Raw genomic sequence first — 24,137 nt, forward strand, 5'->3', positions numbered from 1 at the left:
TTTCTGGTGGGGATGCACGCAACGGTTCATATGGCACCTGTTGTGTCTTCAACATTCTGGCTCGCCTCGCCGTTCCTTAGCGCGCTATTATTCTGCACATCTCCTGTGCAATGAACGCGCAACAAATCAGCAACGAAGACCGCGCTCGAGTTGCACTCGTTGCCGATGGGCTTCGTCGCAAGGCTCCGCAGGCGGAGATTACAGATGCTCTTGTTAAGAGCGGTCTGTCCGCTTCGGTCGCTTCGGACTTCTGTGCCACTGTCACCCATGGACTTCGTGCAGGCGTCACCGCTGGCGCTACTAGCGGGGCGTCGGCCGGACAGTATTCCGGCAGCGAACCAGCCATCTGGCGGGCTGCCTTCGACGAAGGGCGGCGTCAGTTTGCTGGCGCTGTTCGAGGCGCTTGGTTTCAGCGCCTGCGGTGGCTGCTCATCCCGTTAGCAGCTCTCTTCATCTGGCTCTTCTTGCGATGAACCCAAAGTTCGTCCAACCATGCGCTGCAGTTGACGGCCTTCGTGGTCGCTTGGCTTGGGATTGTTGATTGCACCTTGCCTACAGCCCCACCGACCGCTGTGCCTGCTTCACCACCTGGATGAATTTCGCCTGTTCGCCCTTCGGGTCCTCACCGCGGTTTCGTTCGGCGAGATCGAGCACGAGTTTGTAGTTCAGGCTGCCGGTATTTTCGGTGCCTTGCAGCAGAAGGCTCCAGCCCACCATGGCGGTTTCAAAGACAAAGTCTTCGCGGGCATCCTGCCAGCCGGTACCGCGGTCCACAATCTTCTCATGCGGGCTTTGCGCGCCACGCGGCTGCTCAAGCGTGATGGTGCCGACAGTAATTGGACGATCTGGAGATGGGTTGAAATTGCGGTTGGGCACAATCTCATACCAGGCGAAGCGCGCGGCCTGCGTACTGCCAGGGGAGGGCGGCATGTGCCTTTCACCCACGAGGCGGTAGCCTTGCACGTGGAAGGGGTCAAACTTCACGACCAGCTTGTAATCCTGCTCCTGATTCTGGATGCCGTTCTGTTCGATGGGCAGCAGCGTGACCACGCGCATGAGGCGGCGGCTCGGATCCCAAGGGCAGGAGGCGATTTCCGGTTTGCAGGAGTCCAGGACCAAGGCGGGCTGGGGTTCCGGCTTGCGCTGAGGTTCCGGCTTCACATTGGCCGGCATCGGCGAGGCCAGCACCACACCGGCGAATTCGCGTGGCATGGGAGGGATGCGCAGCAGCTTCGGCGTGATCATCACACGGGACTCGGTGGAAGACGCCGTGGTGGCAAAACCCTTGAGCGAAGACGCGCCGCCGGATGCGGGTGCCGCAGGAGCTGGAGCGGACTCGGCGCGCTCCACCACACTCGCGACAGCCACAATCGATTTCGAAGGCGTGCTCGGGCGGTTGGAGCCTGAAATCTGGGCGGAAGCAATCGCCGGCACCTGTGCGGGTGCCACGGGCAGAGGCTCTGCGGGAGCTTCAGCCACGACCGTGCCGGAGACGGCTGGATGTACGGAGGGCTGATCGATCAGGTCCTTCAGGGACGAACCATTGCCAGCGAGGAAGCCGCCGTTGAATGAAGTGGCAGTCTTTTGCCCCATCACGAAGGCGCCCACGGTGAGCGCGGCTGCTGCGGCATACTTGAAGACGGTCCAGCCAACGCTGGCTGCCGGCCTGGCGTAGGGCACGCGAGACTGTGGGGGACGGAAAGGAACCACACGCCGCGATTGAGTAGCGGGTGCTGGCGCTGCGACTGCCTGGCCCATGGCGAGCACGGTTTCACGCTGGCGGGGATGAAGCGCGCGCAAGGGAATAGCAGGGGCTTGCTCGAGTGCAGTCAACATGGTCTGGATGCGCTCCAGTTCGGCGCGTGCCTCGGGCGATTGGTCGAGGTACTGGCGCACCTGTGCCGCTTCCTTGGGCGGTAGCTCACCCAGCGCGTAGGCGGTGAGGTCAGGTGGATTGAAGTCTTGGGAGTTCATGACGGGAATTGAGGTTTCGGGGGAGAACGGTCAATGCTCGGCCAGCGCGTGGTTCATGAGCTTGCGAAGGCGCTTGATGGCGGTGTGTAGGAGGAAGCCCACATTGGTGACGCTGAGGCCGGTGATGCTGGAGATTTCCTTGTAGCTGAGACCGTGTTGGAATTTGAGGCGAAGAACTTCTTTTTGATTGGGAGGGAGTTGCTCCATCGTGGCCCAGACGTGCTCGAGCATTTCCTCGCGGCTTGCGTCGTCGCTGGGATCGGGCTGCCATTCATCGAGCCAGTCGAGCGTATCCTGGTCGTCGGTGAAGCTGAGGCGGTGCTCCTTGCGGAGGACGTCGAGGCACCGGTTGCGGCAGACGGCGTAGAGCCACGCCTTGAGGTTCTCCCGCACGCGGTCTGGCTCAGCAAGGTAGAGCTTGAGAAAGGTGTCCTGCACCACATCACGGGCACGGCTTTCATCGCCCCCCAGGATGCTGGTGGCATACCCAATGAGATTGCTCTCAAACTGTGCGAGGGCCTCCCGCACCAACGTTCCGGCCGGGTCGCTTGACTGTGATGGCATGGGTGCATTGCTCATCTCAGAAACGATTTTCCGGGATTTCTATTAGGAGAACCTATGCAATTCGTTGCACAAGAAGGAGGCAACCCAATATCTGCGGTGCGGAGGGCGGCGGCAAGGTTTTTTGCGGCCGGAGATGCGGGCAGCCTCAGTTCTCTCCGGCCAGGCCATCGCGCCAGCCTTCACGATGCTCTGAGATCCACTCGGTGAGTGCTCTCTCAAAGCCAATGTCTTCCTGGGCCTTCGCGCTCTCAATCCATTTATGTTTCAGGATCTCTTCACGCTCAGCCAGAAACTGCTCATAGAACTTAGCCGGGTCAATGGGGGATTGGCTCGTCATGGGTTCCCGCATTGTGACAGATTTGACACTGCGAGACGATCTATTTTTCGGGAATTTCATTGAGGGTGTAATACGCCACTGGGTGCAGCAGCGGCTGTCCCGAAGGTGACTTCACGCCATCCAGGTGAAGCTCGTGGATGTGCCCCTTTGTCAGGGGGGAGAGGCGCAGGCGCACGGACTTGCCGTTCTTCGCCACTTCGGCGGCGATGATCTTCGGCAGGACCTCGTCCACCTCCGGGCTGCCGTACTCTGCCTGGTAGATGTAGGTGAAGGCGCGCAGGCTGTAGCTGGCGGGGTCTCTTGCAGTGGCGGGATCCACCGGCTCGGTGAAGGTCAGCTCGAAGCCATCCGGTTTGGCGCGCATCTCGTGAATCTCAAAGGGCACCTTGCCGGTCCATTCCAGCTTCTCGAAGTCATAGGGCTTGCCGCCACGCGCACCCCAGCCGCGGTCCGAGCCTCCCACGAAGAGCTGGCCTTCGCTGTCCATGCGACCGCCAATGAGTCCGGACAGGAAGCCTGAGCGGAAGGGGATGACCGCGCCCTGCTTCACGCCATTCACGGTCTCAAGGAAGACGCGTGAGACATTCGAGTGGGACTGGTCCGCCACGAAGAGCTGCTTCTGGAAGGGGCCGAACTTGCCCTTGGACTCGTCGCACACGATGAAGCTGGAGGAGTTGCCAATCTTCCCGTGCACCATGTACACCGCTGGCGGGACCAGTTCCTTGATGCGGGTGCGCTCAGTCACCATGCGGCTCTTGTCATTGGGCTCCACGGGCTTCTTGAGCGAAGTCTTCTCATACCAGCGGAAGCCGCCGGGGTGTCCCTGGAAGGTTCCGGGTACGAGGTGCTGCAAGGTACAGGAGCCGTGCCACGGGCCCTGGTTGTCGGTGTAGTACACCTCGCCATCCGCGTCGAATCCCATGCCGCCGGGCGAACGGATGCCGCTGCAGGTGGGGATGACCTTGCCCTCGGGCGTGACGCGCAGAGCCCAGCCGCGGAAGTCGATGTTGCTGTTGAAGGAGCCGGTGAGGCAGAGCGTGACCCAGAGGTTGTTCTCCTTGTCGAAGCGGGAGCCGATGGCGTACTCGTGGTAGTCGCCGCTCACGCCCCAGCCATCGCTCACGGGTTCAAAGATGTCCGCGCGTCCGTCGCCGTCCTGATCCTTGAGACGCACGATCTCATAGCGGATGGTGGCGTACAGCCAGCCGTCCTTCCACGCGAGGCCCAGGACTTCATGCAGGCCGGAGGCGAAGAGCTGGAACTTGATCTTGCTGGGGTCTGCCTCACGCGCGTGGTCCACCACCCAGATCTCCCCACGACGCGTGCCCAGGGCCAGCTTGCCATCCGGCAGCAGCTCGATAGAGCCCACCTCCATGGCGGTCTCCCTGGGTGTATCATAAGTGGTGATTTTGTAATAGTCAGACTCCTTCGGTGGCTCGGCTGCGCGGAGAGTGGCAGTGGAAGCAGCAAAACCGAGCATGGCTGGAAGAAGCAGGGCTGCGGAGCGGAAGTTCATGGGAATCGAAAAGGGAAAGGGCAGGGGAAGATGGGGAAGGAGGAACGCGACCGGCGGTTATTTCGGCCACGTATAGGTGACCACGATCTCCGAGGTGGCTGGCACCACCAGATTTTCTCCAGACACCGAGGCGCCCTTCGCGGATACGAGGAACTGGTTATTGAAGGTGTTCCCCTCCAACGCGAACTTCGGACCTTCCACGAGGAAGTCGCTGCCACTGGTCTGCACCTTGCCATTGGCCAGGCGGAACAGGGCACCGGCGGGGATGTTCCCTTTCAGCTTGATGGTGCGTGTGAGCGTGGCCTCCGGACCGGTGCCGGTGCCGCTGGCGGCGAAGGTGTCTTCCACGGCCACGCCATTCCACTCATAGCGGAAGGTGGGGGCGCGCTTCGCATCGAGGGTGTATCCTTTCCAGATATACCCATCGTAGCGCTTCTCCTTGTTCCATGTGGGCCAGGAGGGACCGCTGCTGCCGTCCGGCACGGCGAAGGCGGGTGTAACCTCGCCTGTGGGGCGCAGCACGTCATAGCCGAGCGGCGCCTGGTAACCGCCGCCACGGCTGTTCCAGTGACGGGCCGCATCCATGAAGGCACCGCGCCACACCAGCGCGAGGTTCATGCTCTCGGCGCTCCAGGCGATGTTGATGCCGCCGGGGTATCCCACGGCGATACCGCGATTTCCCGCACCGGCGATGAAGTTGCGATAGATCACAGGCTCGCTTGTCACGGCGATGGGCATGCCCAGCGTGTCGGGCTTCTTCTTCGCGTCGCCTTCTTTCCATCCCTTGGGACGCCAGGTGGAGAGGGGAGTGATGTCGAAGTCGGTGCCCTTCCAGGCAGCGTAGATCTCGATGCCGCCGCCAGCCTGGAAATACTCCAGGCGGAACTCGTGCTCGCCATGGTCGAGCTTTACCCCAGCGCTCTTCACGCTGCCAGCGGGGTGGATGCCATCATATTCTACCACCTTCTTGCCATCGATGAGGATGCGCGCGCCGTCGTCCGAGGTGAGGAAGAATCGATAGCTGCCCGTGCGCGGGGCGTAAATTTTCCCGGTATAGACCACGCCGAACTGGTTCTTGTAGTCGTCCAGCTTCACCTGAATGAGGTTGTCGGCGATCACGCCTTCACGGTGCACCTCGGTGAGTTTGGAGAAATCGGGAAGCTGCTTCCAGTCGCCGAGGTACATCTTGAACTTCAGGTCCTTCAGCCCTTCACCCTCGGGAATGACCTTCATCTCGCCATTCATGGTCATGGCGTGGCCGGGGAAGGTGCAGACGAAGGGGTAGTTGCCGGGCCTGTCCGGAGCCGTGAAGCGGATGACTTCACGTTCCTTGGGATTGAGCATCTTCGTATGGTAGAGGATGCGGTCGTCTTCCGGCAGCCAGTTGCGCTTCAGTGCGAGTTCGGGCTGCTCCATCTGCTTCATGGACAGTTCCACGACATTGGTGCCCGGTTTGCAGAACACGAGGTTGTGCGGCAGGTCGTCGCCATTCTGAAACACCACCTCTACCGGCTGTCCGGGACGCACGGTGAACTCGTTCTCATCATACTTCATCTGCGCGGTCATCGTATTGATGCGCACGGTCTGCATTTCCGGGGGCTCCGCGTGCAGGCAGAGGGCGGCGGAAAGACACAAGAATGAGGGCAGGAGCTGCTTCATGGGTGACGTGACTTTTTGCGAAAAGGGTGCGACATAACGAACAGTTTTGGTGGTTTCTATACGACCTTTGGACGCGTTTTGTTAGAAACCTGCCACGGGCACAGGCAGGTGGCCCCCGAGGTGACCGGGAAAATTTTCTCGGGAAAGATGAAAGCATCCTGAAAAGACCCCCGTTTTGTCTTGCGCACACCGCTGGTATACCAGCAATATGCTACACCAGTTCTTCCATGTCTGACGCATCCACCGACTCCCTCAGCGACAAGGCCTATCACTACATCCAGAAGAAACTTCTGGCGGGTGAGTGGACGGCCGGAGATGTCCTTTCCGAACTCGCCGTGGCCCGCGAGATGGGCATCAGCCGCACGCCCGTGCGCGAGGCCTTCCGCATGCTGGAGCAGGAGGGCGTGCTGGAGCAGGTGCCCCGCTTTGGCACCCGGGTGAAGGCGCTCGATCGTCGCGACCTGGTGGAGCTCTATGAACTCCGCGAAGCGCTGGAGCCCTACGCCGTGTTCCAGGCAGCGGGCAAGCTCTCCGAGGGAGATGCCCACATGCTGGATACCCTCTGCCGGGAGATGAAGTCTGTGGCCGAAGAACTGCGCAAAAGGGCAAAGACGGTGCCAGACGCCGCGATGATGAAGCGCCTGCTCTCCGCGGACCTCGCCTTCCACCAGCTTCTCATCCGCGCCGCTGGGAATCGCCGCATGATGAAGATCGTGGCGGACAGCCGCCTGCTGGCCCGCATCTTCGCCACGCCCCGGCAGGAGCACGACCTCGGCATCATCGAGGAAACCCATCGTTACCACATCCAGATTCTGGATGCAGTAAAGGCAGGCAAGGGGGAGGTGGCGCGCAAGCTGATGGCGGAGCACATCCGCGCCAGCATGAAGGAGTCTCTGGAGCACTATGACCAACAACGTGCCGCTGCCGAGGCAGATGCCGTACCGCTCGATCTGCCAGATGATATGATGAGCGAGTACCAGCGCATGGAGCGCAACGCCCGCCCCCGCAAATCCCAGCGCACTCGCGCGGCCTGATTGATTCGCCTCCCTTACAGGCAGCCGCGATTCCACATCATTTCTGTTCATTTCCTCCCATTCTGCATCATGACACGCTACACCTCTTCTCTTCGCACTTCGCTGTGTGCGCTGTTCGCGGCCACCTCGTTCTCAGCTGCTTCCGCTCTGGATCGTCTGGAGTACCACAATCCCGGTCTGACCGTGGACCTCGGCGTCGGTCTCTGGGCCTGGCCTGTGCCGTGTGATGCCGATGGGGACGGAGACTATGACCTTATTGTGTCCTGTCCTGACAAGCCGTACAACGGCATCTATGTCTTCGAAAACGTGACGGGTGACACCGCGAAGGACAAGATGCCCGTCTTCAAACCTGGCCCGCGCCTCAGCAAGACGGTAACTTATGTCATGCCCAGCTACGCAAAGGATGGCAGCATGCGCGTGCTGAATCCGGGCTTTGAGTATCTGAACTTCACCAAGACCGGCATTGATGAGAAAGTGAAACTGCCGGTGGAAGCCAAGTTTCACAAACCCCAGGGTAAGCAGCCGAAGGGACCCAAGATGCGGCACAACCAGTGGCGCTATGAAGACTACGACAGCGATGGCGTGACTGACCTGATCGTGGCCGTGGAGGACTGGAGCTACTACGGCTGGGATGACGCATGGAATGCCGAGGGCAAGTGGATGAATGGCCCGCTGCACGGCTGGGTCTACTTCATCAAGAACACCGGCACCACGGAGAAGCCGGTGTATGCCGAGCCCAAGTTCATCGAGGCGGATGGAAAGCGTCTTGAAACCTTTGGCTGCCCTTCGCCGAACTTCGGTGACTACGATGGCGATGGCGATCTCGACCTCATCTGCGGCGAGTTCCTGGACAAGTTCACCTACTTCGAAAACATCGGCACGCGCAAGGAACCGAAGTACGCCCAAGGCACCCTGATGAAGGACACGGAGGGCAAGACGCTCGCCATGGATCTGGAGATGATCGTGCCGGTCGCCTTTGACTGGGACAAGGATGGTGACCTCGATCTCATCGTGGGAGATGAAGATGGCCGCGTCGCCTTCGTGGAGAACACCGGCAAGCTCTCGGACAAGCGCATGCCTGTCTTCAAGGCGCCCGCTTACTTCCAGCAGCAGGCGGAAACTCTCAAGTGCGGCGCCCTCGCCACACCCGTGGGCTTTGACTGGGATGGCGATGGCGACATGGACATCGTGTCTGGTAACACGGCGGGCTACATCGAGTTCTTCGAGAACCTCAGTGGCCCAAATGTCGCCGTGCCCAAGTGGGCCGCACCGAAGCGTCTCGAAGCCGGGGGCAAGGTCTTCCGCATTCTCGCTGGGCCGAATGGCAGCATCCAGGGGCCCGCAGAGGCGAAGTGGGGATACACCACGCTGAACGTTGCTGACTGGGATGCAGATGGTCTTCCGGATATTCTCGTGAACGGCATCTGGGGGAAGGTGGAACTGCTGAAGAACATCGGCACTCGCACAGAGCCGAAGCTTGCTGCGCCACAGGCCATCGAGGTGGAGTGGGAAGGTGCTACGCCCAAACCCGCATGGATGTGGTGGAATCCCAAAGGCAAGGAACTCGTCACGCAATGGCGCACCACGCCTGCGGTGTATGACTTCAACAAGGATGGCCTGGTGGATCTCGCCATGCTGGATCAGGAAGGTTACCTCGTCTTCTTCGAGCGCGCCAAGGTGGATGGCAAACTCGTGCTCAAGGCACCACGCCGTGTCTTCGTGGATGAAACAGGCAAGCCTCTGCAGCTCAATGCCAAGACCGCTGGCGGCAGCGGCCGTCGCAAGCTCTGCGTCACCGATTGGGATGGCGATGGCAAGTTCGACTTCCTGCTGAACTCTTCCAATGCGGATTTCCTCAATCAGGTGGAGGAGAAGGATGGCAAGTGGGTGATGAAGAACGCCGGCACGCTCGCCGAGCGCAACATCGAAGGCCATGACGTGAGCCCCACGGTGGTGGACTTCGATGGTGACAAGATTCCCGACTTCCTCGGTGGAGCGGAAGATGGTCGCTTCTACTTCATGAAAAATCCTCGCGCCGCCAAGTAGCATATCCTTTCCAAGCAACTCTCCTCACGACCTCACTTCCATGAAAGCTACTCTGAGTCTTCTTCTTCTCGCAGCCCTTCACACAGGTCCCGTCATGGCCGAGGAATCTCCCGCCATCGTCTCGCGCGAGTTCCTCTTCGATGAGAACACCAAGCCCGCGCCTTCCTGCCATGCGTCCACTATCGTAGAGGCTAAGAACGGCAATCTGGTCGCTGCCTGGTTTGGCGGGACGGCTGAAGGAAATGATGATGTGGTAATCTGGGTATCCCGACGGGTGGGTGACAAATGGTCTCAAGCGGTGCAGGCTGCCGATGGCGTGGATGTCGACGGGAAACGTTATCCATGCTGGAATCCTGTGCTTTTCCAACCGAAGGAAGGCGCATTAATGCTTTTCTACAAGGTTGGGCCGTCACCTCAGAAATGGTGGGGAATGCTGCGCACCAGTACGGACTATGGCAAGACTTGGAGTGAATCGAAAAGGTTGCCTGAAGGGTTCTTGGGACCTATCAAAAACAAACCGGTAGAACTTCCGGACGGTACCATTCTTTGCCCTAGCAGCACAGAGACAGTTGCGAAGCCGAGTGCATGGCGAGTGCATTTTGAACAAATTAGGAACAATGCGCAGACATTCCGCTTCCGTGGGCCCTCCTCTCCGGGAGAGCCGCCCATTGATGCGATTCAACCAAGCATCTTGTTCATCGGAAAGAAAAAGTTGCTCGCTCTGGGCCGCACACGACAGGGACAGATTTTCCGCGTCGAATCTCCAGACCTCGGTGAGACCTGGGGACCCATGAGCCTCACCTCGCTGCCGAATCCCAACTCCGGCACCGATGCTGTCACCATGAAGGATGGCCAGCACGTGCTCATCTACAATCACACGAAGAAGGGCCGCTCGCCCCTCAATGTCGCCGTTTCCAAAGATGGCATGACATGGCAGGCAGCGCTCGTGTTGGAAAGTGAACCCGGTGAGTACAGCTATCCTGCGGTGATTCAAACGGCCGATGGCAAGCTGCACTTCACCTATACGTGGAAGCGCCAGCTCGTGCGCCACGTGGTGGTGGATCCGGCGAAGTTCGCCCTGAAGGACATCGTGAATGGAGAGTGGCCGAAGTAATCGCGCGGTACGCACTATCCAATTCCCATCCCATACTCATGAAGCTGCGCACAGTTTCATTTATCACCGCCACTGCCTGTGGCTTGCTCCGTTGCGGAACCATGCTTTCGGCTGACGTCGCGAGTGAAAAGGAGATCACCAACAGCATTGGCATGAAGCTGGTGCGTATCGAGCCGGGCACGTTTGTGATGGGCCAGGACGGTCCACCGGCGGATTATCGCATGGTGAAGCATCCTGCGAAGTTTGACGACGCCGACTGGGATGAGAAGCCGGCGCACCAGGTTACCATCACGGCACCCTTTCACATGGCCACTACGGAGGTGACACTGGGGCAGTACCGGCAGTTCAAGGAGATCTCTGGCAAGGGAGACGACAGCGATCCGGTTACCCAGGTGAGCTGGAATGATGCACAATCTTTCTGCAAATGGCTCTCCGAAAAGGAAGGTCGCAACTACCGGCTGCCCACGGAGGCGGAATGGGAGTACGCCTGCCGCGCGGGTACCAAGACGATCTTCCACACGGGCAACACGCTGCCTGAGGGATTTCAGAAATGGCATCGCGATACCACGGTGAGAAAGCGCTTCTTCCCTGATGACAAGCTTCCTCCGGACTACCAGGCGGTCTCAGCGACTCCATCCATGAAGGTCGCCCAGACACCGCCGAATCCCTGGGGCCTCTATGACATGCACGGCAATGTCTCTGAGTGGTGCCTGGACTGGTATGGGCCCTACGAAGCGGGAAGTACAACGGATCCCCTGGGGCGGACGGACGGTGACTTCCGTGTGATTCGTGGTGGCAGTCATTCCGTGTTCACGCGCTTCCTGCGTTCGGCGAATCGCGCTGGGTGGCTTCCTGAAACGGCTAATGAGAAGACCGGATTCCGCGTCGTCATGGGGCCACAGCCCGTGGGGAAGTCATTGCCGCCCGCGGCTCCGGCTCGCTACGCGCAGGATGTGAAGCAGGTACTGGTAAAGATGGTAGTGCCGCCTGCGGATGTGCCGTTCTTCGATGGCCCGAAGCCCTTCGTCATCATCCCGCCAGACAGCGTGGGCCCTTTGTTCTCCACGCACAATCACAGTCCCGCCATCGCGGAATGTCCCAATGGTGACCTTCTTGCCATCTGGTATTCTTGCGCGGATGAAGGTGGCGCGGAGCTGAACAACCTCGCAAGCCGCCTGCGTCTCGGAGCAAAGGAGTGGGAACAGGCGTCCTCCTTCTGGGACGGCATGGATGTGAATGACCATGGCCCGAAGCTGTGGTGGGATGGCGAGCGCACGCTGTATCACTTCGTGCGCGGACATCGCGAGAATGTCATCCGCACCTCCACGGACAACGGCGTTACCTGGTCGAGGGCGCAGCTGACGCAGCCAGTTTGTGAATGGGGGAATGCACCCATCCGTACGAAAGAAGGCTACATCCTCATCACCGCAGACACTTCGTCTACCAGCATCAATATCAGCCGTGATGGTGGCAAGACCTGGACTTTCCCGGAGATTGAGGACAAGAAGAAGCAGGTTCGCACGGGTGGCGGTTCGCGGCATGTGGGCATCCATGCGGGAATCGTGCAGCTCGCCGATGGCAGGCTCATGACCTTGGGCCGCCAGGATGATCCCAAGCACCAGGCCAACTTTGATGGGAAGACTCCCGCAAGCTACAGCAGCGACTGGGGCAAGACGTGGACCTATGGCACCATCGACTTCCCCGCGATCAGCAGTGTGCAGCGGCAGGTCTTCATGCGGCTGCGTGAGGGGCCGCTCCTTTTCTGTTCCTTTACCGATCAGTCACGCGATTGGAAGAATCCAAAGGGGCTCAAGTTCAAGAACAGCACTGGCGGTGAATTCACCGGATACGGCATGTTCGCCGCGCTTTCCTACGATGATGGCAAGACTTGGCCCGTGCGCCGCCTCATCACCCCGGGAGGACAGAAGCGTTCCGTGAATGCCATCGACAGGAACATGTTCGACCTCAGTGATACCACGACCGAATACCTCGGCTACCTCGCTGCCACCCAGACTCGGGACGGTCGTATCCAGCTCATCACGAGCCGGAATCACTATGTGTTTAATCAAGCATGGATCGAGGCCCTGCCCGCGGTGCCGGCGAATTGAGTGGATCGTGAATTCCTTCTATTGGACTTATGAGACCTCTTCTTCGCTGCTTGTCTCTGCTCTTGTTCTCGCTAGGTGCGCACGTTTCCTCACCTGCGCAGGAACAGAAACCTCTGCCTGTGATGCTGGATCTTCCTGGTACCGGAGGAGATGAGTCAAAGATCGACTACAACACGCTGCCAGTGCTCAGTGGCACGCACTCGGTGGTCTGCGCGCCAGACCCGCAGTGGAAGTTCCAACTGCACAACTACCTCCTGCATCACGATGGCAAGTTCTGGTGCATGTGGAGCCACGGTCCCGTGGTGGAGGATGTGCCCACCCAGCATGTGCGCTATGCGACGAGCGAGGATGGCCTGAAGTGGAGTGAGCCCAAGATGCTGAGCGGCCCACCCGCGGAGGGTCGTGCTTACATTGCGCGTGGCTTCTGGGTGCGTGATGGCGAACTGCTCGCACTCGCTGCCAGCTACAAGGGAAAGGGGGCCTTCGGCGTGGACAAGGACCTGAAGCTCGTCGCCTTTGTTTACAACAAGGCGGACGACACCTGGAAAGAAAAAGGTGTGCTCCATGAAAACGCAATCAACAATTTCACACCGCAGAGGATCTTGACAGGGGAGTGGATGATGACCCGTCGCGATGCGCGGTTCAACGTGAGCATGCTCATCGGCGGCACGAAGGCACTCAATGACTGGCAGGCGTTTCCCGTGGTGGATCGCATGGAAGCCGTGCGCAGCAGCAAGTTCAGTCCGGATGAGCCGGTGTGGTGGGAGCAGCAGGATGGCACACTCGTCTCCGCCATTCGCGACAACGGGGGCTCCTTGCGACTGTTTCGCTCCGTGTCTCGCGATCATGGGCGCACCTGGAGCGCACCGGAGAAGACGAACTACCCCAATGCGACAAGCAAGCTTTTCACCCTGCAGACCAGCCGTGGCTTCCGCGTCCTCGTTTCAAATGCCAATCCCAAGATTGGCCGTCGTGAGATGCACCTCGCTGTTTCGCAGGATGGTCTGAACTTCACTCGTATGGCCCTGCTGGGCATCCCGCAGGACAAGCCTTCGACACTGCAGTATCCCCATGTCATCGAGCACGAGGGGAGCCTGTACATTGCCTACTCGCGCACCAAGGCGACAACAGAGTTGCTGAAAGTGTCGCTGGATGAGGTGGAGCGCCTACTGAAGGGCGAGCTTCCTGAGCGTCAGCCTGCAACTCCCAACGCGACAGCAAAGGTTGCAGATGCCTCAGTAGTGACGGGCACACCGGGACTCGTCGCGTTTTGGGACTTCCAGGCAGAGGCTGGAGGAGCCCGAACGTCCAAGGGTGGTGCCAGTGCATACTCATTGCAGGAAATGAAGGGCCCGGTCGCACGGGTGGAGGATGGCGTCTTTGGTCCATACTCCGCACGCATCAAGCGCGGCCAGTGGCTCATGGTGCCGCGTAAGGATGTGGGCGCACTGGATATCCATGGGAAGGATGCCCAGGTCACGGTAGTGGCGTGGGTGAAGCGAGGGGACAAAAGCTCGTGGCAGGCGATCGGAGGTGTGTGGGATGAGACACGGAAGAAGCGGCAGTACTGCCTTTTCCTGAATGCGCCGCGCGGCACGAAGGCCGATGAAATGAAGCGGTACCCTCTCGCGAATCGCATTCATGGGCACGTCTCTGCGGTGGGAGGCCCCACGCCAGGCGAAGAGTATTGCATCACCTACTCCAGTGGAGCCTCAGAGATCCCGCTGAACTCCTGGCAATGCCTCGCCATGAGCTACGATGGCAGGGCTTCGCGTGTCTTTGTGAACGGGAAGCTCGATTCGCTGGAGCAGTACAATCCCTTTCCATATCCAGATGGCCTCTTTGATGGCGGTGCTGATGGAGCGGACTTCACCGTTGGCGCCGTGCATCGCGGAGGATCCTGGGGGAATTTTTTTGATGGGCGCATCGGCGGACTTGCCATCTTCAACCGTGCCTTGTCCGAAGAGGAGTTAGCCAAACTGGCCGCCCTCACACCCAAGGAAAAATCTCCTGCCAAGCCAATGGTCAAGTCAGGTGACCAGTCTGCTGCCGTTGACCGCACCAAGCGCGAGTGACGAGAATACGCCGCTGATTCCATCACCGCACCTTCCTCATGATTGCCGCTCAGCCTCCTTCGACCCTTCGCTACGCGTGGACCATTGTCGCGCTCTTGTTTCCTGTCGCTCTGCTGAACTACCTCGATCGGCAGATGATTGCCTCCATGAAGGTGTCCGTGATGAGGGACATTCCCTCAGTGGGCTCGGAGGAAAATTGGGGCCACATGCTGGCGCAGTTCAAGTGGGTCTATGCCTTCTTCAGCCCCATCGGTGGTTACATCGCAGATCGTTTCAGCAAGCGGTACACCATCTGCACAAGTCTCTTTGTATGGTCTGCCATCACCTGGTGGACGGGGCATGCCAAAAGTTTTGAGGAACTCATGTGGGCGCGCTCGTTGATGGGCATCAGTGAGGCATTCTATATTCCCGCGGCACTGGCTCTCATTGCAGACTACCACACCACGCTCACCCGCTCGCGCGCCGTGAGTATTCACCAGATGGGTATCTACTGCGGCGTCATCGTGGGTGGATTCGCGGGTTATGTGGCAGATGCACCCAATCTTGGCTGGCGTTGGGCTTTTGACGTGACCGGCATCGTCGGATTGCTGTACGCCTTCCCTCTGCTGCTGCTGTTGAGGGACAAGAGCCGCTATGTCGATGCGGATACTATCGGTATGGCGTCCGCATCGGTGCCCGCTTCAAAGGAGAATGAATTCAAGAAGTTGCTCAAGGCGCTCGGCGTGCTCTTCGGAAACTTCTCCTTCATCCTTCTGGTGTTCTACTTCACCTTGCCTGCCATTGCTGCGTGGGTGGTGCGCGATTGGATGCCTGCCATCCTGCAGAAGGAATTCAACATCTCCCAAGGCAAGGCAGGCGTTTCCGCAGCACTCTACTGGCAGGCTGCTGCGCTGGTTTCCGCACTCTTTGCAGGATGGCTGGCGGACAGGTGGATGCGTCGCACTCAGCGCGGTCGCATCTATGTCAGTGCGATCGGCATGGCCTTGATTGTTCCCGCGCTCTTCAGCGTGGGGAATGCGCCTTCCATGCATTCCTTTGGTCTGGCCATCTTCGGTCTCATCCTTTTCGGCATTGGCTGGGGCTTCTTTGACATCAACAACATGCCCATTCTCTCGCAGATCGTGCGGCCGGATCTACGCGCCACGGGCTACGGCATCATGAACTTCGTGAGCATGATGTTTGGCGGCGTGGCGGACTGGAGTTTCGGCTACATGCGCGACCGCCATGTACCGCTCAATGTCATCTTCACCGCCTTCGCTGCGGTGTGTGTCTTCTCCGCTGTGCTCGTGCTCCTCATCCGCCCGCGCGATACCGGAGACTCCCATTCTCATCACTGACCCTTCATGACCCAAGCAGCCTCGCCCGCCTACCGCGGCATCATCCCGCCCATCATCACGCCACTCAAAGATCGCGATACGCTGGATGTCGCCGGACTGGAGGGGCTCGTCGAGCACATGCTGGGTGGGGGGGTGCATGGCATCTTTGCCCTGGGTACCACGGGTGAGGCGCCCAGCCTGAGCTACCGGCTGCGCCGGGAGATGGTGGAGCGCACGTGCCAGCTGGTGGGCGGACGTGTGCCGGTGCTGGTGGGCATCACTGATACTTCGTTTGTAGAGAGCGTGGAGCTGGCCCGCTTCTCCGCGGAGCATGGCGCGAAGGCGGTCGTGCTCTCTGCGCCCTACTACTTCCCCGTGGGGCAGCCGGAACTCGTGGAGTATGTGGAAGACCTCGTGCCGGAATTGCCACTCCCTGTCTTCCTCTACAACATGCCGAGCCACACGAAGGTAACATTTGAGCTGGATACCGTGCGCCGGGCCATGCAGCTCCCAGGTGTGGTGGGGCTCAAGGATAGCTCGGGCAATATGGTGTATTATCACCAGTTGGTCCGTGAACTCGCTCAACGTCCGGATTGGAGCCTGCTGGTGGGGCCGGAGGAACTGCTGGGCGAAAGCGTGCTGCTCGGTGGCCATGGCGGCATCTGCGGGGGCGCGAATCTCTGCCCGCGTCTGTATGTGGAGCTCTATGAGGCCGCGGTGAAGAATGATGTGCATCGCGTGATGGAACTGCACGCACAGGTCATGCGCATCTCTGGCACCATCTACAAGGTGGGTCGCTATGGCTCAGCATTCATCAAGAGCGTGAAGTGCGCCCTGAGCGTGCTGGGCATCTGCGATGATTTCCTTGCCGAGCCCTTCCACCGCTTCCGTGAGCAGGAGCGCGAGCGCGTGGGGGGCTTCCTCACTGAGTTCGGCATCACTCGCGATCATGCCTGGCCCGCTGCGGCGAATCTCTCCGCCTGACTCCATCCTATCTTTTGGTTTTTTACAGTCTCCCATCTTCCACCCTTCCTCTGCCATGAAGAAAGCCAGCCAAAAAAATTCCACTGCTTCGTCCCGCCCTGCGGTGCAACTCATTGCCAGCGGTGACCTCCGTCTCTCGGCGAATCAGACCTGCTGGCCCGCACAGCACGCGATGGAGACAGCACTGGGAGAAGCGCTCGCGGCGGAGGGATTCGATCTTGTGCGCTCGCACCCTTACAAGGAAGACGAGAAGCACGGCTTCATCGCCAGCCAGCGTGAAGGGATTGAAGTCTTCCGCAGCATCGATCCAGACGCGCCGCTCATTGTGGCGGAGGCGGTGTGGCAATACTCGCACCATGTGCTGGCGGGGCTTACCACGCATCGTGGACCCATTCTCACAGTCGCAAACTGGTCCGGGCAGTGGCCCGGGCTGGTGGGCATGCTGAATCTCAATGGTTCTCTCACCAAGGCCGGCGTGCGCTACTCCACGCTGTGGAGCCTTGACTTCACGGATACCTTCTTCAAAAGCAAACTGCGTCAGTGGTTGAAGACGGGCAAGATTACTCATGATCTCAGCCACGTGCAGAAGCTGGAGAAGGTGAAGGTTCCCGCACAGGCCGCGAAGCTTGGAGCGCAACTTGGGGAGGAATTGCGCTCGCAGAAGGCCATTCTCGGCATCTTCGATGAAGGCTGCATGGGCATGTTCAATGCCATCATCCCCGATCACGCCCTGCATGCATGTGGCGTCTTCAAGGAGCGCCTCAGCCAATCATCGCTCTTCTATGAAACCCTGCAGACGCCCGATGACGAGGCGCATGCCGTGCTCGCGTGGTTGGAGAAGAAGGGCATGAAGTTCCACTTCGGCAAGAATCACGCCACCGAGCTCACGCGTGAGCAGGTGCTGCTGCAGTGCAAGATGTACGTCGCCGCCCTGCGCATCGCGGATGATTTCGGCTGTGACTCCATCGGCATCCAGTACCAGCAGGGTCTCAAGGATCTGCTGCCCGCAAGCGACCTTGTGGAAGGCACGCTGAACAATTCCGACCGTCCACCGGTGACAAGCCGAGATGGCAGCCATGTGCTCTACAAAGGTGAACCACTTGTCCATTTCAACGAAGTGGATGAATGCGCCGGTCTCGATGGTCTCATGACCTGCCGCGTGCATCAGGCGCTGGGGCAGCCCGTGGAGTCCACCCTGCATGACGTGCGCTGGGGCGAGCAATATGGTGACGACTACGTGTGGGTGCTGCTCATCAGCGGAGCCGCGCCGCCCGCGCATTTCATCAAGGGATGGAAAGGCGCCGACGGCCACCGTCAGCCTGCGATGTATTTTCCGAATGGCGGCAGCACCTTGCGAGGTGTTTCGAAGCCGGGTGAGATCGTCTGGTCACGTATCTATGTGGAGAACGAAGCGCTGCACATGGACATTGGCCGTGGGGGAGTGGTGGAGCTACCCAAGGCGGAAACGGAACGTCGCTGGCAGGCCACCACACCTCAGTGGCCCATCATGCATGCCGTGACGTACGGCGTGAGCCGGGATCAACTCATGGCCAAGCACCAGGCGAATCATATCCAGGTCGCGTATGCGAATGATGGAAAGGCCGCAGACAACTGCCTTTTCACGAAGGCGGCCTTTGCGCGTGAGTTGGGCATCAAGGTGAACGTGTGCGGCACACGGACGCGGACGAAGGGGTGGGGGTGAAGCGCAAGACGGAGGTTGGGCTTTCCAGCCCGACAGTGGGCGTTAGGGCTTCTGCCCTGACGGTGGTGAATGGTGACATTGCTGTCGGGCCGGAAGGCCCAACGCCCACTGTCAGGCCAGAAGGCCTAACCTCCACTCAGCTCGTCGCGTATTGAGTTCAGCCGCAACTCAAGAATATCCTCCTCGCCATCGATCTCATCGATGTGGGATGCGATCTTCACGAACCCAAGCTGCGCAGCGAGTGCCTGTGAAGCCACGTTGTCTGGCCGGATGGTCATGATGAATTCGGTGACACCGTGGTTGTCAGTGGCCCAGTGCATCATGGCTTTCGCTGCCTCACGAGCATAGCCTTTGCGACGATATTCCGGGAACACCCCAAACCCAAACTCCACGGCCTCCGGCGAGTAGGGTTGCAGGTATTCCGGAGCCGGAGCGGTGTGAAAGCCGATGTCACCTACCATGGCGCGAGTTTCACGGTCGACCATGGCTCGCATAAGCCAGGGCAGTAGACTAGGATCCGCCTCCAACTGGCCGATCCTCAGGTCCAGGACATAGCGGTAGTCGGGCTCCGGCCACTCCGGCGGCACCGTGGCACCCAGGATCCACGAGCACGTATCGGTGTCATGCGCCAGCGAGGCCCGCATGAAATCCAGTGTTAAAGGAACAAGATCGAGCCTGGATGAAGTGATGAGCATCAACGGTTAACTACGAATGTCACGGCGAAACAGGAGCGTCAATGAGGGATACTCCTTGCAGTTAAAAGATAAGTCTTGCCTCTGTGGAACGTATCATGGCAAGATAGTAACAACCTGCTATTACCATGAACTCGACTTCCTCAACTGTGGAGGGCGCGGGACTGGTGCCTGGGCTGCCCGCTTTTCTAGACGGCTACCCTGACGGCACTCGGAGATTGCTTGAAGCCAAGGTCTTTCAACCTGTTGCACATGCGCCTATTTTTAAGGCGTTTTGCCGGGTGGCCGGACCTGCCATGGACTGGTTGAAGCATCCAACGAACACGGCCATCGCCATCGCCTGCGTTCTCGCAGCGCCGCTCATCGGGCTGATGATACTGCCGCTGTTTCTGATCCTTCTCCCAGCCGCGTTCGTTCTCGGCTTTATAGGGATCGCCGCCGCCTCCATCAACACGAACAACTGACCCGACGCAGACGCGTCCTGTCGCTCTCAAGTGTTGCTCGCTCGCTCGATCACGTCTCGCGAAGTGCAGAGGCGATGGGGAGCCGTGCAGCGCGAATCGCCGGAAAGATACCGCCAAGCAGGCCGATGATTGAGGCCCAGATGATGGCCTGCAGGAGCAGCGCAGGAGTCACGGCGAACGCAAAGGTGACCTGGCTGAAGGTCTGCCAGTTCATGGTGGAGGTCTGCATGCCGTTGAAGGCGAAGTAGGCAATCGCCGCGCCAATAGCCCCACCGACCAATGCCAGCACCAACGACTCGCCTAACACCGAGAAAATGACCGGGCTGGCGCCAAAGCCCAGCGCTCGCAGTGTGGCAATCTCCCTGGTACGGGCAGAGATGGAGCCGTACATGGTGTTCAGCGCGCCAAAGAGAGCCCCCAAGGCCATCAAGCCTGCAATGAAGACACCCATTCCGGTGATGAAGCTGGAGAGCATCTCTGACTGTTCCGCATAGAAGTCTGAGAGCCGGGATACTTTGACCTTGAGTTGGGGATTGCTCGTCAGCGCATCTTTGAACTCCTGGAAGGACTCAGAGGAATTCAGACGGACATGCACTGACTGGAAGTTGTTCTCGCGCTTGTAGGCCGCCTGAATCACGGCGGCATCTCCCCAGATCTCCGATTCCGCAACGCCCCCGTCCGCAGTGAAGATCCCCACGATTTCCCAGGTGTTCTGACCCACCTTGAAGCTCTGGCCGACATCCAGTCCCGCAAAAGCCGTAGTGGCGCCGGACCCAACGATCACCTCATTTCTGCCTGGCTCGAGGCGGCGGCCTTCCACAATCTTGAGGTTGCGACGCACGTCAAAGGCAGCGGGCTCCACGCCACGCAGCGGAACATTCGCATCCGTGCCCGTGGTGCGCTTGGGACGGTCCACGATCACCAGCAGTTCGCCGGAGGCCAGCGCGGTCTCTCCATGAGGCGCCCGCGCCACGCCAGGGGCATCACGGACGATGCGCAGATCTTCACGCGTGAGTCCGCTGTTCATCTCATTGTCCGCGCCAGCGCGCAGCACGATGGCTGCGTCCGGTTCTCCCGCGGAACTCATGACTTTTCGGAACCCTTCCGCAATCGAGAGAACTCCCACCAGCACGGCCACCACGCCGGCAATGCCGACCGCTGCGGAGAGAGCAGACCCCTTGCGCTCCGGGAGAGAGCGAAGGTTGAAGAGAATGATTGAGAAAACCTGGAGAAACCAATTCATGGCATGTGACAGAAAAGAGCGCTGGCTGCAGAAGATGGAGGAGGGGCTGTCTAGCCCTCCCTGCGTAGCGCATCGGAAATGCGCAAACGCATGGCTTGAATGGCAGGGAAAGCACCCGCGACAACGCCGAGCACCAGGATGGCGCAAACTCCGATTATAATGTCGCGGTCAGGAAGGATGAAGATGGGCAGCATTTGCGGCACAGGACTTCCTCCCTGAGTGATCAACCACGCAGTACCCAGTCCGAGGAGCCCGCCGAGCATGGCGATGAAGCAGGACTCCGCGAGCACCATGAAGAGCACCTTCATGTGGGTGAAACCAAGCGCCTTCAAGGTGCCGATTTCCTGGGTGCGCTCACGCACCGCGAGGCTCATGGTATTGCCGGTGACCAGCAGGATGGTGAAGAAGACCGCGCTGAGCACGCCTGTGAGGATGGCGCCAATGTCGCCGATCTGCGCGACGAAGCCCTGCATGGCTGCGGCCTCGGTTTCCGCCTTGGTTTCGGTGGCCGAGTTGGCGAATTCCTCATCAATCTTGGCGGCGATCGCGGGCGCATCGTCCGGATTCTGTACACGTACGCTGAGCCATCCCACCTGGCCTTTCAATTGCTCGCGACCTTCGTCGAAGTAGTCATAGCGGAAGAAGAAGCCGGTGTTGTCACCTTTCTTTTCCTTGAGATCATAGGTGCCCACGATCTCAAACTCCCACTGGTTTGCACCCTTGGGAGAGCCCCAGATGGGCGTGGTGAAGGGGATCACGCTGCCGACTTTCCAGCCGTCGCTCGCAGCGAAACGATCCATCGTAGCCTTGCCCACCACGGCGCCATTTCGTTTCTCCTTCCAGGCCGTCATGACCTCGGGTGAGATCACCAGTTCGGGAAACATGTCGAAGTACGAATCCGGATCCACCGGGAAAGTGCCGACCATGTTCTTGGGGTCCTTGTACACGCCGCCGAACCAGGTCGCGTGAGTCACTGCGGAGACACCTGGGACATTCCGGATGCGGTCCACATAGCTGTAGGGAAGCAACTGGATCAGCGAGACCTTGTGCCGCACCATGAGGCGGTTCGCACCGGCCATGGAGACACCCGCGGTGAAGGCCTCCTTGATGATGCAGAGAATGCCAAAGAGGAGAAACGCGACGAATACCGACAGCAAGGTCAGGATCGTCCGCAACTTTTTGCGCATCAGATTGCGCCAGATGAGCGGAAGAAACTTCATGCGGCGGGCTCGTTTGAAAGCTGTCCCTTATCGAGGTGCAGGGTGCGGGTGGCGCGAGCGGAGGCGTGGGGGTCGTGCGTGACCATCACGATGGTCTTGCCATGATCCTTGTTCAGCGTCTGCAGCAGGGTCAGGATTTCGTCGCCGGATTTGCGGTCGAGGTCACCGGTCGGTTCATCACAGAGCAGGATGGTGGGGTCCGTCACGATGGCACGGGCAATGCCCACACGCTGTTGCTCACCACCCGACATGGTGCGTGGATAGTGCTTCGTCCGGTGAGAGAGACCCACGGCTTTCAGCGCAATCTCCACATGTTTCCTGCGGTCGGATTTGGAGAGATGGGTGAGCAGCAGGGGGAGTTCCACATTCCGCTCGGCGGTCAGCACCGGCAGCAGATTGTAGAATTGGAAGATGAAGCCCACGTTGCGCGCGCGCCAGGCGGCGAGCTGTCCGTCCGAGTATTGGTCGATGCGCTCACTGCCAATGGTCACAGAACCCGTTGTCGCACGGTCCAGCCCTCCCATAAGATTCAGCAGCGTGGACTTGCCCGAGCCGGAGGGACCCATGAGGGCGAGGAACTCGCCATGCTTCACCTCGACGTTCAGACCGGAGAGGACGTGGATCTCCTCCGAGCCGCGCTTGAAGTTTTTGGACACGTTCTTGATGTCCACGAGGATGTCGTTCGCAGTGCTCATGATTTCTTTTCCGTGACTTTGGCTCCGTCCTTCAGGCCGGTGGGTGCATTCAACACCAGTCGCTCACCAGCACTGAGTCCAGCGGTGACCGTAGTGTTCTCTGCATCGGTTCCATTGACCGTGATGGCGCGGCGTTCCACGCGTCCGTCCTTCACGACCCAGGCCACATCCTTGCCGCCGTCCTGGTGCACGGCTTCTTTGGGCACGATGACCAGGCGTTGGGATGCATGCTTTGACTCGGTCGAAGCTGCTAGTTCTTGCGGTGCACTTTGGAAGGCCACTTTCACACCCATCTCAGGGAGGATGCGGGAATCGAGTTTGTCGAATCCAATGCGAACTTTCACCGTGGCCTTCTGGCGATCGGCGGTCGGAATGATGGCAATGACCTTGGCGGGAATCTTCCAGTCGGAGTACGCGTCCAGCTTCGCTTCCACCGGCTGGCCGGCTTGCACGCGGTTGATGTAGCTCTCACTCACATCCACTTCGATCTCGAGTGAGTTCATGTCCACGATGGTGCAGATGCCCGTGCGGGTGAAGCTGCCGCCGGCAGACATGGGGGAAATCATTTCACCGGGCTGGGCGTTCTTCGAAGTCACAATGCCGGTGAAGGGCGCGCGGACGATGGTGTCATCCACCTGTTGTTTCCATTGGGCGACTTCTCGCTCGGCTACCACCACATCGGCGGTCTGACGCACGAGTTTGGCGGCGAGAGCGTTTACTTCCGCATCGGCCTTGTTCAGGTCGGACTGGCTTGCTGCCTTGGACTGGGCCAGTTCCTTGAAGCGCTTGAGTTCTTGTCCTGCGAAGATGGCGTTGGGTTTCGTTTCCTCCAAGGTCTTCCTGGCGGAGTCAAGCTGTGCCTCGGCAAGGCGCAGGCTCGCTTCGGTATTGGAGGCATCCAGGCGTGCGACGATCTGATCCTGTTCCACCTTCATGCCTTCTTCCACGAGGACTTCCATCACCTTGCCCGTCACCTTGGCAGAGACCGTGGCGATGCGTCGCGCCGTGACATAGCCGGAGCCATTCAGTACGGCACGTTGGGTGGTGCTGGTCGGAGCGGCTCCAGAGGACTGCTCCTTCGCTACCGCGACATCCACGGCTAGAGGTTTCGGCTGCACGGACCACCATGTGATTCCGCCCGCAACAACGAGCAAAATCACGACGGTGGGCAACAGCCAGGCAGGGCGCTCCTTCTTGGGTATCGCTGTGCGATCGATTCGGAGACCATCGAGCGACACTTTATCAGCACTCATGGGAATGGGGGGGAATCATCAGCTAACAAGGCGTTGCCATGGAGATCAAATGCAATCTGAAAGGAGAGTGCGTCATTCCAAGGTTAGTCCGTGGTGCTGATGAGGTGTTTTGCAATTCCCACGAGGAAAAGGTGTCGCCCG

General features: G+C 59.6%; 19 protein-coding genes. 9 read left to right on the forward strand and 10 right to left on the reverse strand.

Annotation, left to right across the window (positions count from 1 at the left end; all coding sequences use genetic code 11):
* Positions 1 to 552: 552 nt before the first annotated feature.
* The 5 genes from G5S37_RS13600 to G5S37_RS13620 all read right to left on the reverse strand — a co-directional run bounded on the left by G5S37_RS13600 (position 553) and on the right by G5S37_RS13620 (position 6,050).
* Positions 553 to 1,974 carry a YfbK domain-containing protein gene (locus tag G5S37_RS13600; RefSeq protein ID WP_165204777.1) on the reverse strand — a complete coding sequence of 474 codons (1,422 nt, stop codon included), beginning with the start codon at positions 1,972 to 1,974 and terminating at the stop codon, positions 553 to 555.
* A gap of 30 nt (positions 1,975 to 2,004) precedes the next feature.
* Positions 2,005 to 2,538 (reverse strand): RNA polymerase sigma factor, encoded by a 534-nt coding sequence (locus G5S37_RS13605; protein ID WP_165204779.1) that lies wholly within the window; start codon positions 2,536 to 2,538, stop codon positions 2,005 to 2,007.
* A gap of 145 nt (positions 2,539 to 2,683) precedes the next feature.
* The gene (locus tag G5S37_RS13610; RefSeq protein WP_165211583.1) at positions 2,684 to 2,887 is read right to left on the reverse strand and encodes a hypothetical protein; all 204 of its coding nucleotides are present in this window, start codon (positions 2,885 to 2,887) and stop codon (positions 2,684 to 2,686) included.
* Positions 2,888 to 2,915: 28 nt separating this feature from the next.
* A complete protein-coding gene (locus G5S37_RS13615; protein WP_240914866.1) occupies positions 2,916 to 4,391 on the reverse strand; it encodes a hypothetical protein in 1,476 nt (491 codons plus the stop codon).
* Between the two features lie 57 nt (positions 4,392 to 4,448).
* Positions 4,449 to 6,050: a PA14 domain-containing protein gene (locus G5S37_RS13620; RefSeq protein ID WP_165204781.1), complete on the reverse strand. Its 1,602-nt coding sequence runs from the start codon at positions 6,048 to 6,050 to the stop codon at positions 4,449 to 4,451.
* Between the two features lie 227 nt (positions 6,051 to 6,277).
* Between G5S37_RS13620 and G5S37_RS13625 the strand changes: the two genes are divergently transcribed.
* The 8 genes from G5S37_RS13625 to G5S37_RS13660 all read left to right on the forward strand — a co-directional run bounded on the left by G5S37_RS13625 (position 6,278) and on the right by G5S37_RS13660 (position 18,429).
* Positions 6,278 to 7,084: a GntR family transcriptional regulator gene (locus G5S37_RS13625; protein WP_165204783.1), complete on the forward strand. Its 807-nt coding sequence runs from the start codon at positions 6,278 to 6,280 to the stop codon at positions 7,082 to 7,084.
* A gap of 69 nt (positions 7,085 to 7,153) precedes the next feature.
* Positions 7,154 to 9,130 carry a VCBS repeat-containing protein gene (locus G5S37_RS13630; protein WP_165204785.1) on the forward strand — a complete coding sequence of 659 codons (1,977 nt, stop codon included), beginning with the start codon at positions 7,154 to 7,156 and terminating at the stop codon, positions 9,128 to 9,130.
* A 40-nt stretch (positions 9,131 to 9,170) separates the two neighbouring features.
* Positions 9,171 to 10,244, forward strand: a complete 1,074-nt coding sequence (locus G5S37_RS13635) for a sialidase family protein (protein ID WP_165204787.1) — start codon at positions 9,171 to 9,173, stop codon at positions 10,242 to 10,244.
* Positions 10,245 to 10,345: 101 nt separating this feature from the next.
* Positions 10,346 to 12,352 carry an SUMF1/EgtB/PvdO family nonheme iron enzyme gene (locus G5S37_RS13640; protein ID WP_165204798.1) on the forward strand — a complete coding sequence of 669 codons (2,007 nt, stop codon included), beginning with the start codon at positions 10,346 to 10,348 and terminating at the stop codon, positions 12,350 to 12,352.
* A 122-nt stretch (positions 12,353 to 12,474) separates the two neighbouring features.
* The gene (locus G5S37_RS13645) at positions 12,475 to 14,427 is read left to right on the forward strand and encodes a sialidase family protein (protein WP_165204800.1); all 1,953 of its coding nucleotides are present in this window, start codon (positions 12,475 to 12,477) and stop codon (positions 14,425 to 14,427) included.
* Between the two features lie 38 nt (positions 14,428 to 14,465).
* A complete protein-coding gene (locus G5S37_RS13650; protein ID WP_165204802.1) occupies positions 14,466 to 15,764 on the forward strand; it encodes an MFS transporter in 1,299 nt (432 codons plus the stop codon).
* A 6-nt stretch (positions 15,765 to 15,770) separates the two neighbouring features.
* Positions 15,771 to 16,727, forward strand: a complete 957-nt coding sequence (locus G5S37_RS13655) for a dihydrodipicolinate synthase family protein (protein ID WP_165204804.1) — start codon at positions 15,771 to 15,773, stop codon at positions 16,725 to 16,727.
* A 55-nt stretch (positions 16,728 to 16,782) separates the two neighbouring features.
* Positions 16,783 to 18,429 (forward strand): L-fucose/L-arabinose isomerase family protein, encoded by a 1,647-nt coding sequence (locus G5S37_RS13660; protein ID WP_165204806.1) that lies wholly within the window; start codon positions 16,783 to 16,785, stop codon positions 18,427 to 18,429.
* A 125-nt stretch (positions 18,430 to 18,554) separates the two neighbouring features.
* On the opposite strand, the gene G5S37_RS13665 is transcribed toward G5S37_RS13660, so the two are convergent.
* Positions 18,555 to 19,124 carry a GNAT family N-acetyltransferase gene (locus tag G5S37_RS13665; protein ID WP_165204808.1) on the reverse strand — a complete coding sequence of 190 codons (570 nt, stop codon included), beginning with the start codon at positions 19,122 to 19,124 and terminating at the stop codon, positions 18,555 to 18,557.
* A 125-nt stretch (positions 19,125 to 19,249) separates the two neighbouring features.
* On the opposite strand from G5S37_RS13665, the gene G5S37_RS13670 reads away from it, so the two are divergent.
* A complete protein-coding gene (locus G5S37_RS13670) occupies positions 19,250 to 19,585 on the forward strand; it encodes a hypothetical protein (RefSeq protein ID WP_165204810.1) in 336 nt (111 codons plus the stop codon).
* Between the two features lie 49 nt (positions 19,586 to 19,634).
* Here the strand turns inward: G5S37_RS13670 and G5S37_RS13675 are convergent, their stop codons facing one another.
* From G5S37_RS13675 to G5S37_RS13690, 4 genes are read right to left on the reverse strand one after another with little or no spacing between them, the layout of a single operon-like run.
* Positions 19,635 to 20,828: an ABC transporter permease gene (locus G5S37_RS13675; RefSeq protein WP_240914867.1), complete on the reverse strand. Its 1,194-nt coding sequence runs from the start codon at positions 20,826 to 20,828 to the stop codon at positions 19,635 to 19,637.
* 50 nt (positions 20,829 to 20,878) lie between these two features.
* Positions 20,879 to 22,048: an FtsX-like permease family protein gene (locus G5S37_RS13680; RefSeq protein WP_165204812.1), complete on the reverse strand. Its 1,170-nt coding sequence runs from the start codon at positions 22,046 to 22,048 to the stop codon at positions 20,879 to 20,881.
* Entirely contained in the window at positions 22,045 to 22,743 is a 699-nt protein-coding gene (locus G5S37_RS13685) for an ABC transporter ATP-binding protein (RefSeq protein ID WP_165204814.1), read from the reverse strand. Before G5S37_RS13685 ends, G5S37_RS13680 begins: the two co-directional genes overlap by 4 nt.
* Positions 22,740 to 23,996, reverse strand: coding sequence for an efflux RND transporter periplasmic adaptor subunit (locus tag G5S37_RS13690; RefSeq protein WP_165204816.1), 1,257 nt, complete (start codon positions 23,994 to 23,996; stop codon positions 22,740 to 22,742). The genes G5S37_RS13685 and G5S37_RS13690 overlap by 4 nt, the downstream gene beginning before the upstream one ends.
* Positions 23,997 to 24,137 lie beyond the last annotated feature (141 nt).

The organism is Roseimicrobium sp. ORNL1, assembly GCF_011044495.1.
Lineage (GTDB): Bacteria > Verrucomicrobiota > Verrucomicrobiia > Verrucomicrobiales > Verrucomicrobiaceae > Roseimicrobium.

Coding starts and splice junctions, on each gene's coding strand:
- G5S37_RS13600 (WP_165204777.1), bottom strand. CDS start 1,974: ATGAACTCCCAAGACTTCAATCCACCTGACCTCACCGCCTACGCGCTG.
- G5S37_RS13605 (WP_165204779.1), bottom strand. CDS start 2,538: ATGCCATCACAGTCAAGCGACCCGGCCGGAACGTTGGTGCGGGAGGCC.
- G5S37_RS13610 (WP_165211583.1), bottom strand. CDS start 2,887: ATGCGGGAACCCATGACGAGCCAATCCCCCATTGACCCGGCTAAGTTC.
- G5S37_RS13615 (WP_240914866.1), bottom strand. CDS start 4,391: ATGAACTTCCGCTCCGCAGCCCTGCTTCTTCCAGCCATGCTCGGTTTT.
- G5S37_RS13620 (WP_165204781.1), bottom strand. CDS start 6,050: ATGAAGCAGCTCCTGCCCTCATTCTTGTGTCTTTCCGCCGCCCTCTGC.
- G5S37_RS13625 (WP_165204783.1), top strand. CDS start 6,278: ATGTCTGACGCATCCACCGACTCCCTCAGCGACAAGGCCTATCACTAC.
- G5S37_RS13630 (WP_165204785.1), top strand. CDS start 7,154: ATGACACGCTACACCTCTTCTCTTCGCACTTCGCTGTGTGCGCTGTTC.
- G5S37_RS13635 (WP_165204787.1), top strand. CDS start 9,171: ATGAAAGCTACTCTGAGTCTTCTTCTTCTCGCAGCCCTTCACACAGGT.
- G5S37_RS13640 (WP_165204798.1), top strand. CDS start 10,346: ATGCTTTCGGCTGACGTCGCGAGTGAAAAGGAGATCACCAACAGCATT.
- G5S37_RS13645 (WP_165204800.1), top strand. CDS start 12,475: ATGCTGGATCTTCCTGGTACCGGAGGAGATGAGTCAAAGATCGACTAC.
- G5S37_RS13650 (WP_165204802.1), top strand. CDS start 14,466: ATGATTGCCGCTCAGCCTCCTTCGACCCTTCGCTACGCGTGGACCATT.
- G5S37_RS13655 (WP_165204804.1), top strand. CDS start 15,771: ATGACCCAAGCAGCCTCGCCCGCCTACCGCGGCATCATCCCGCCCATC.
- G5S37_RS13660 (WP_165204806.1), top strand. CDS start 16,783: ATGAAGAAAGCCAGCCAAAAAAATTCCACTGCTTCGTCCCGCCCTGCG.
- G5S37_RS13665 (WP_165204808.1), bottom strand. CDS start 19,124: ATGCTCATCACTTCATCCAGGCTCGATCTTGTTCCTTTAACACTGGAT.
- G5S37_RS13670 (WP_165204810.1), top strand. CDS start 19,250: ATGAACTCGACTTCCTCAACTGTGGAGGGCGCGGGACTGGTGCCTGGG.
- G5S37_RS13675 (WP_240914867.1), bottom strand. CDS start 20,828: ATGAATTGGTTTCTCCAGGTTTTCTCAATCATTCTCTTCAACCTTCGC.
- G5S37_RS13680 (WP_165204812.1), bottom strand. CDS start 22,048: ATGAAGTTTCTTCCGCTCATCTGGCGCAATCTGATGCGCAAAAAGTTG.
- G5S37_RS13685 (WP_165204814.1), bottom strand. CDS start 22,743: ATGAGCACTGCGAACGACATCCTCGTGGACATCAAGAACGTGTCCAAA.
- G5S37_RS13690 (WP_165204816.1), bottom strand. CDS start 23,996: ATGAGTGCTGATAAAGTGTCGCTCGATGGTCTCCGAATCGATCGCACA.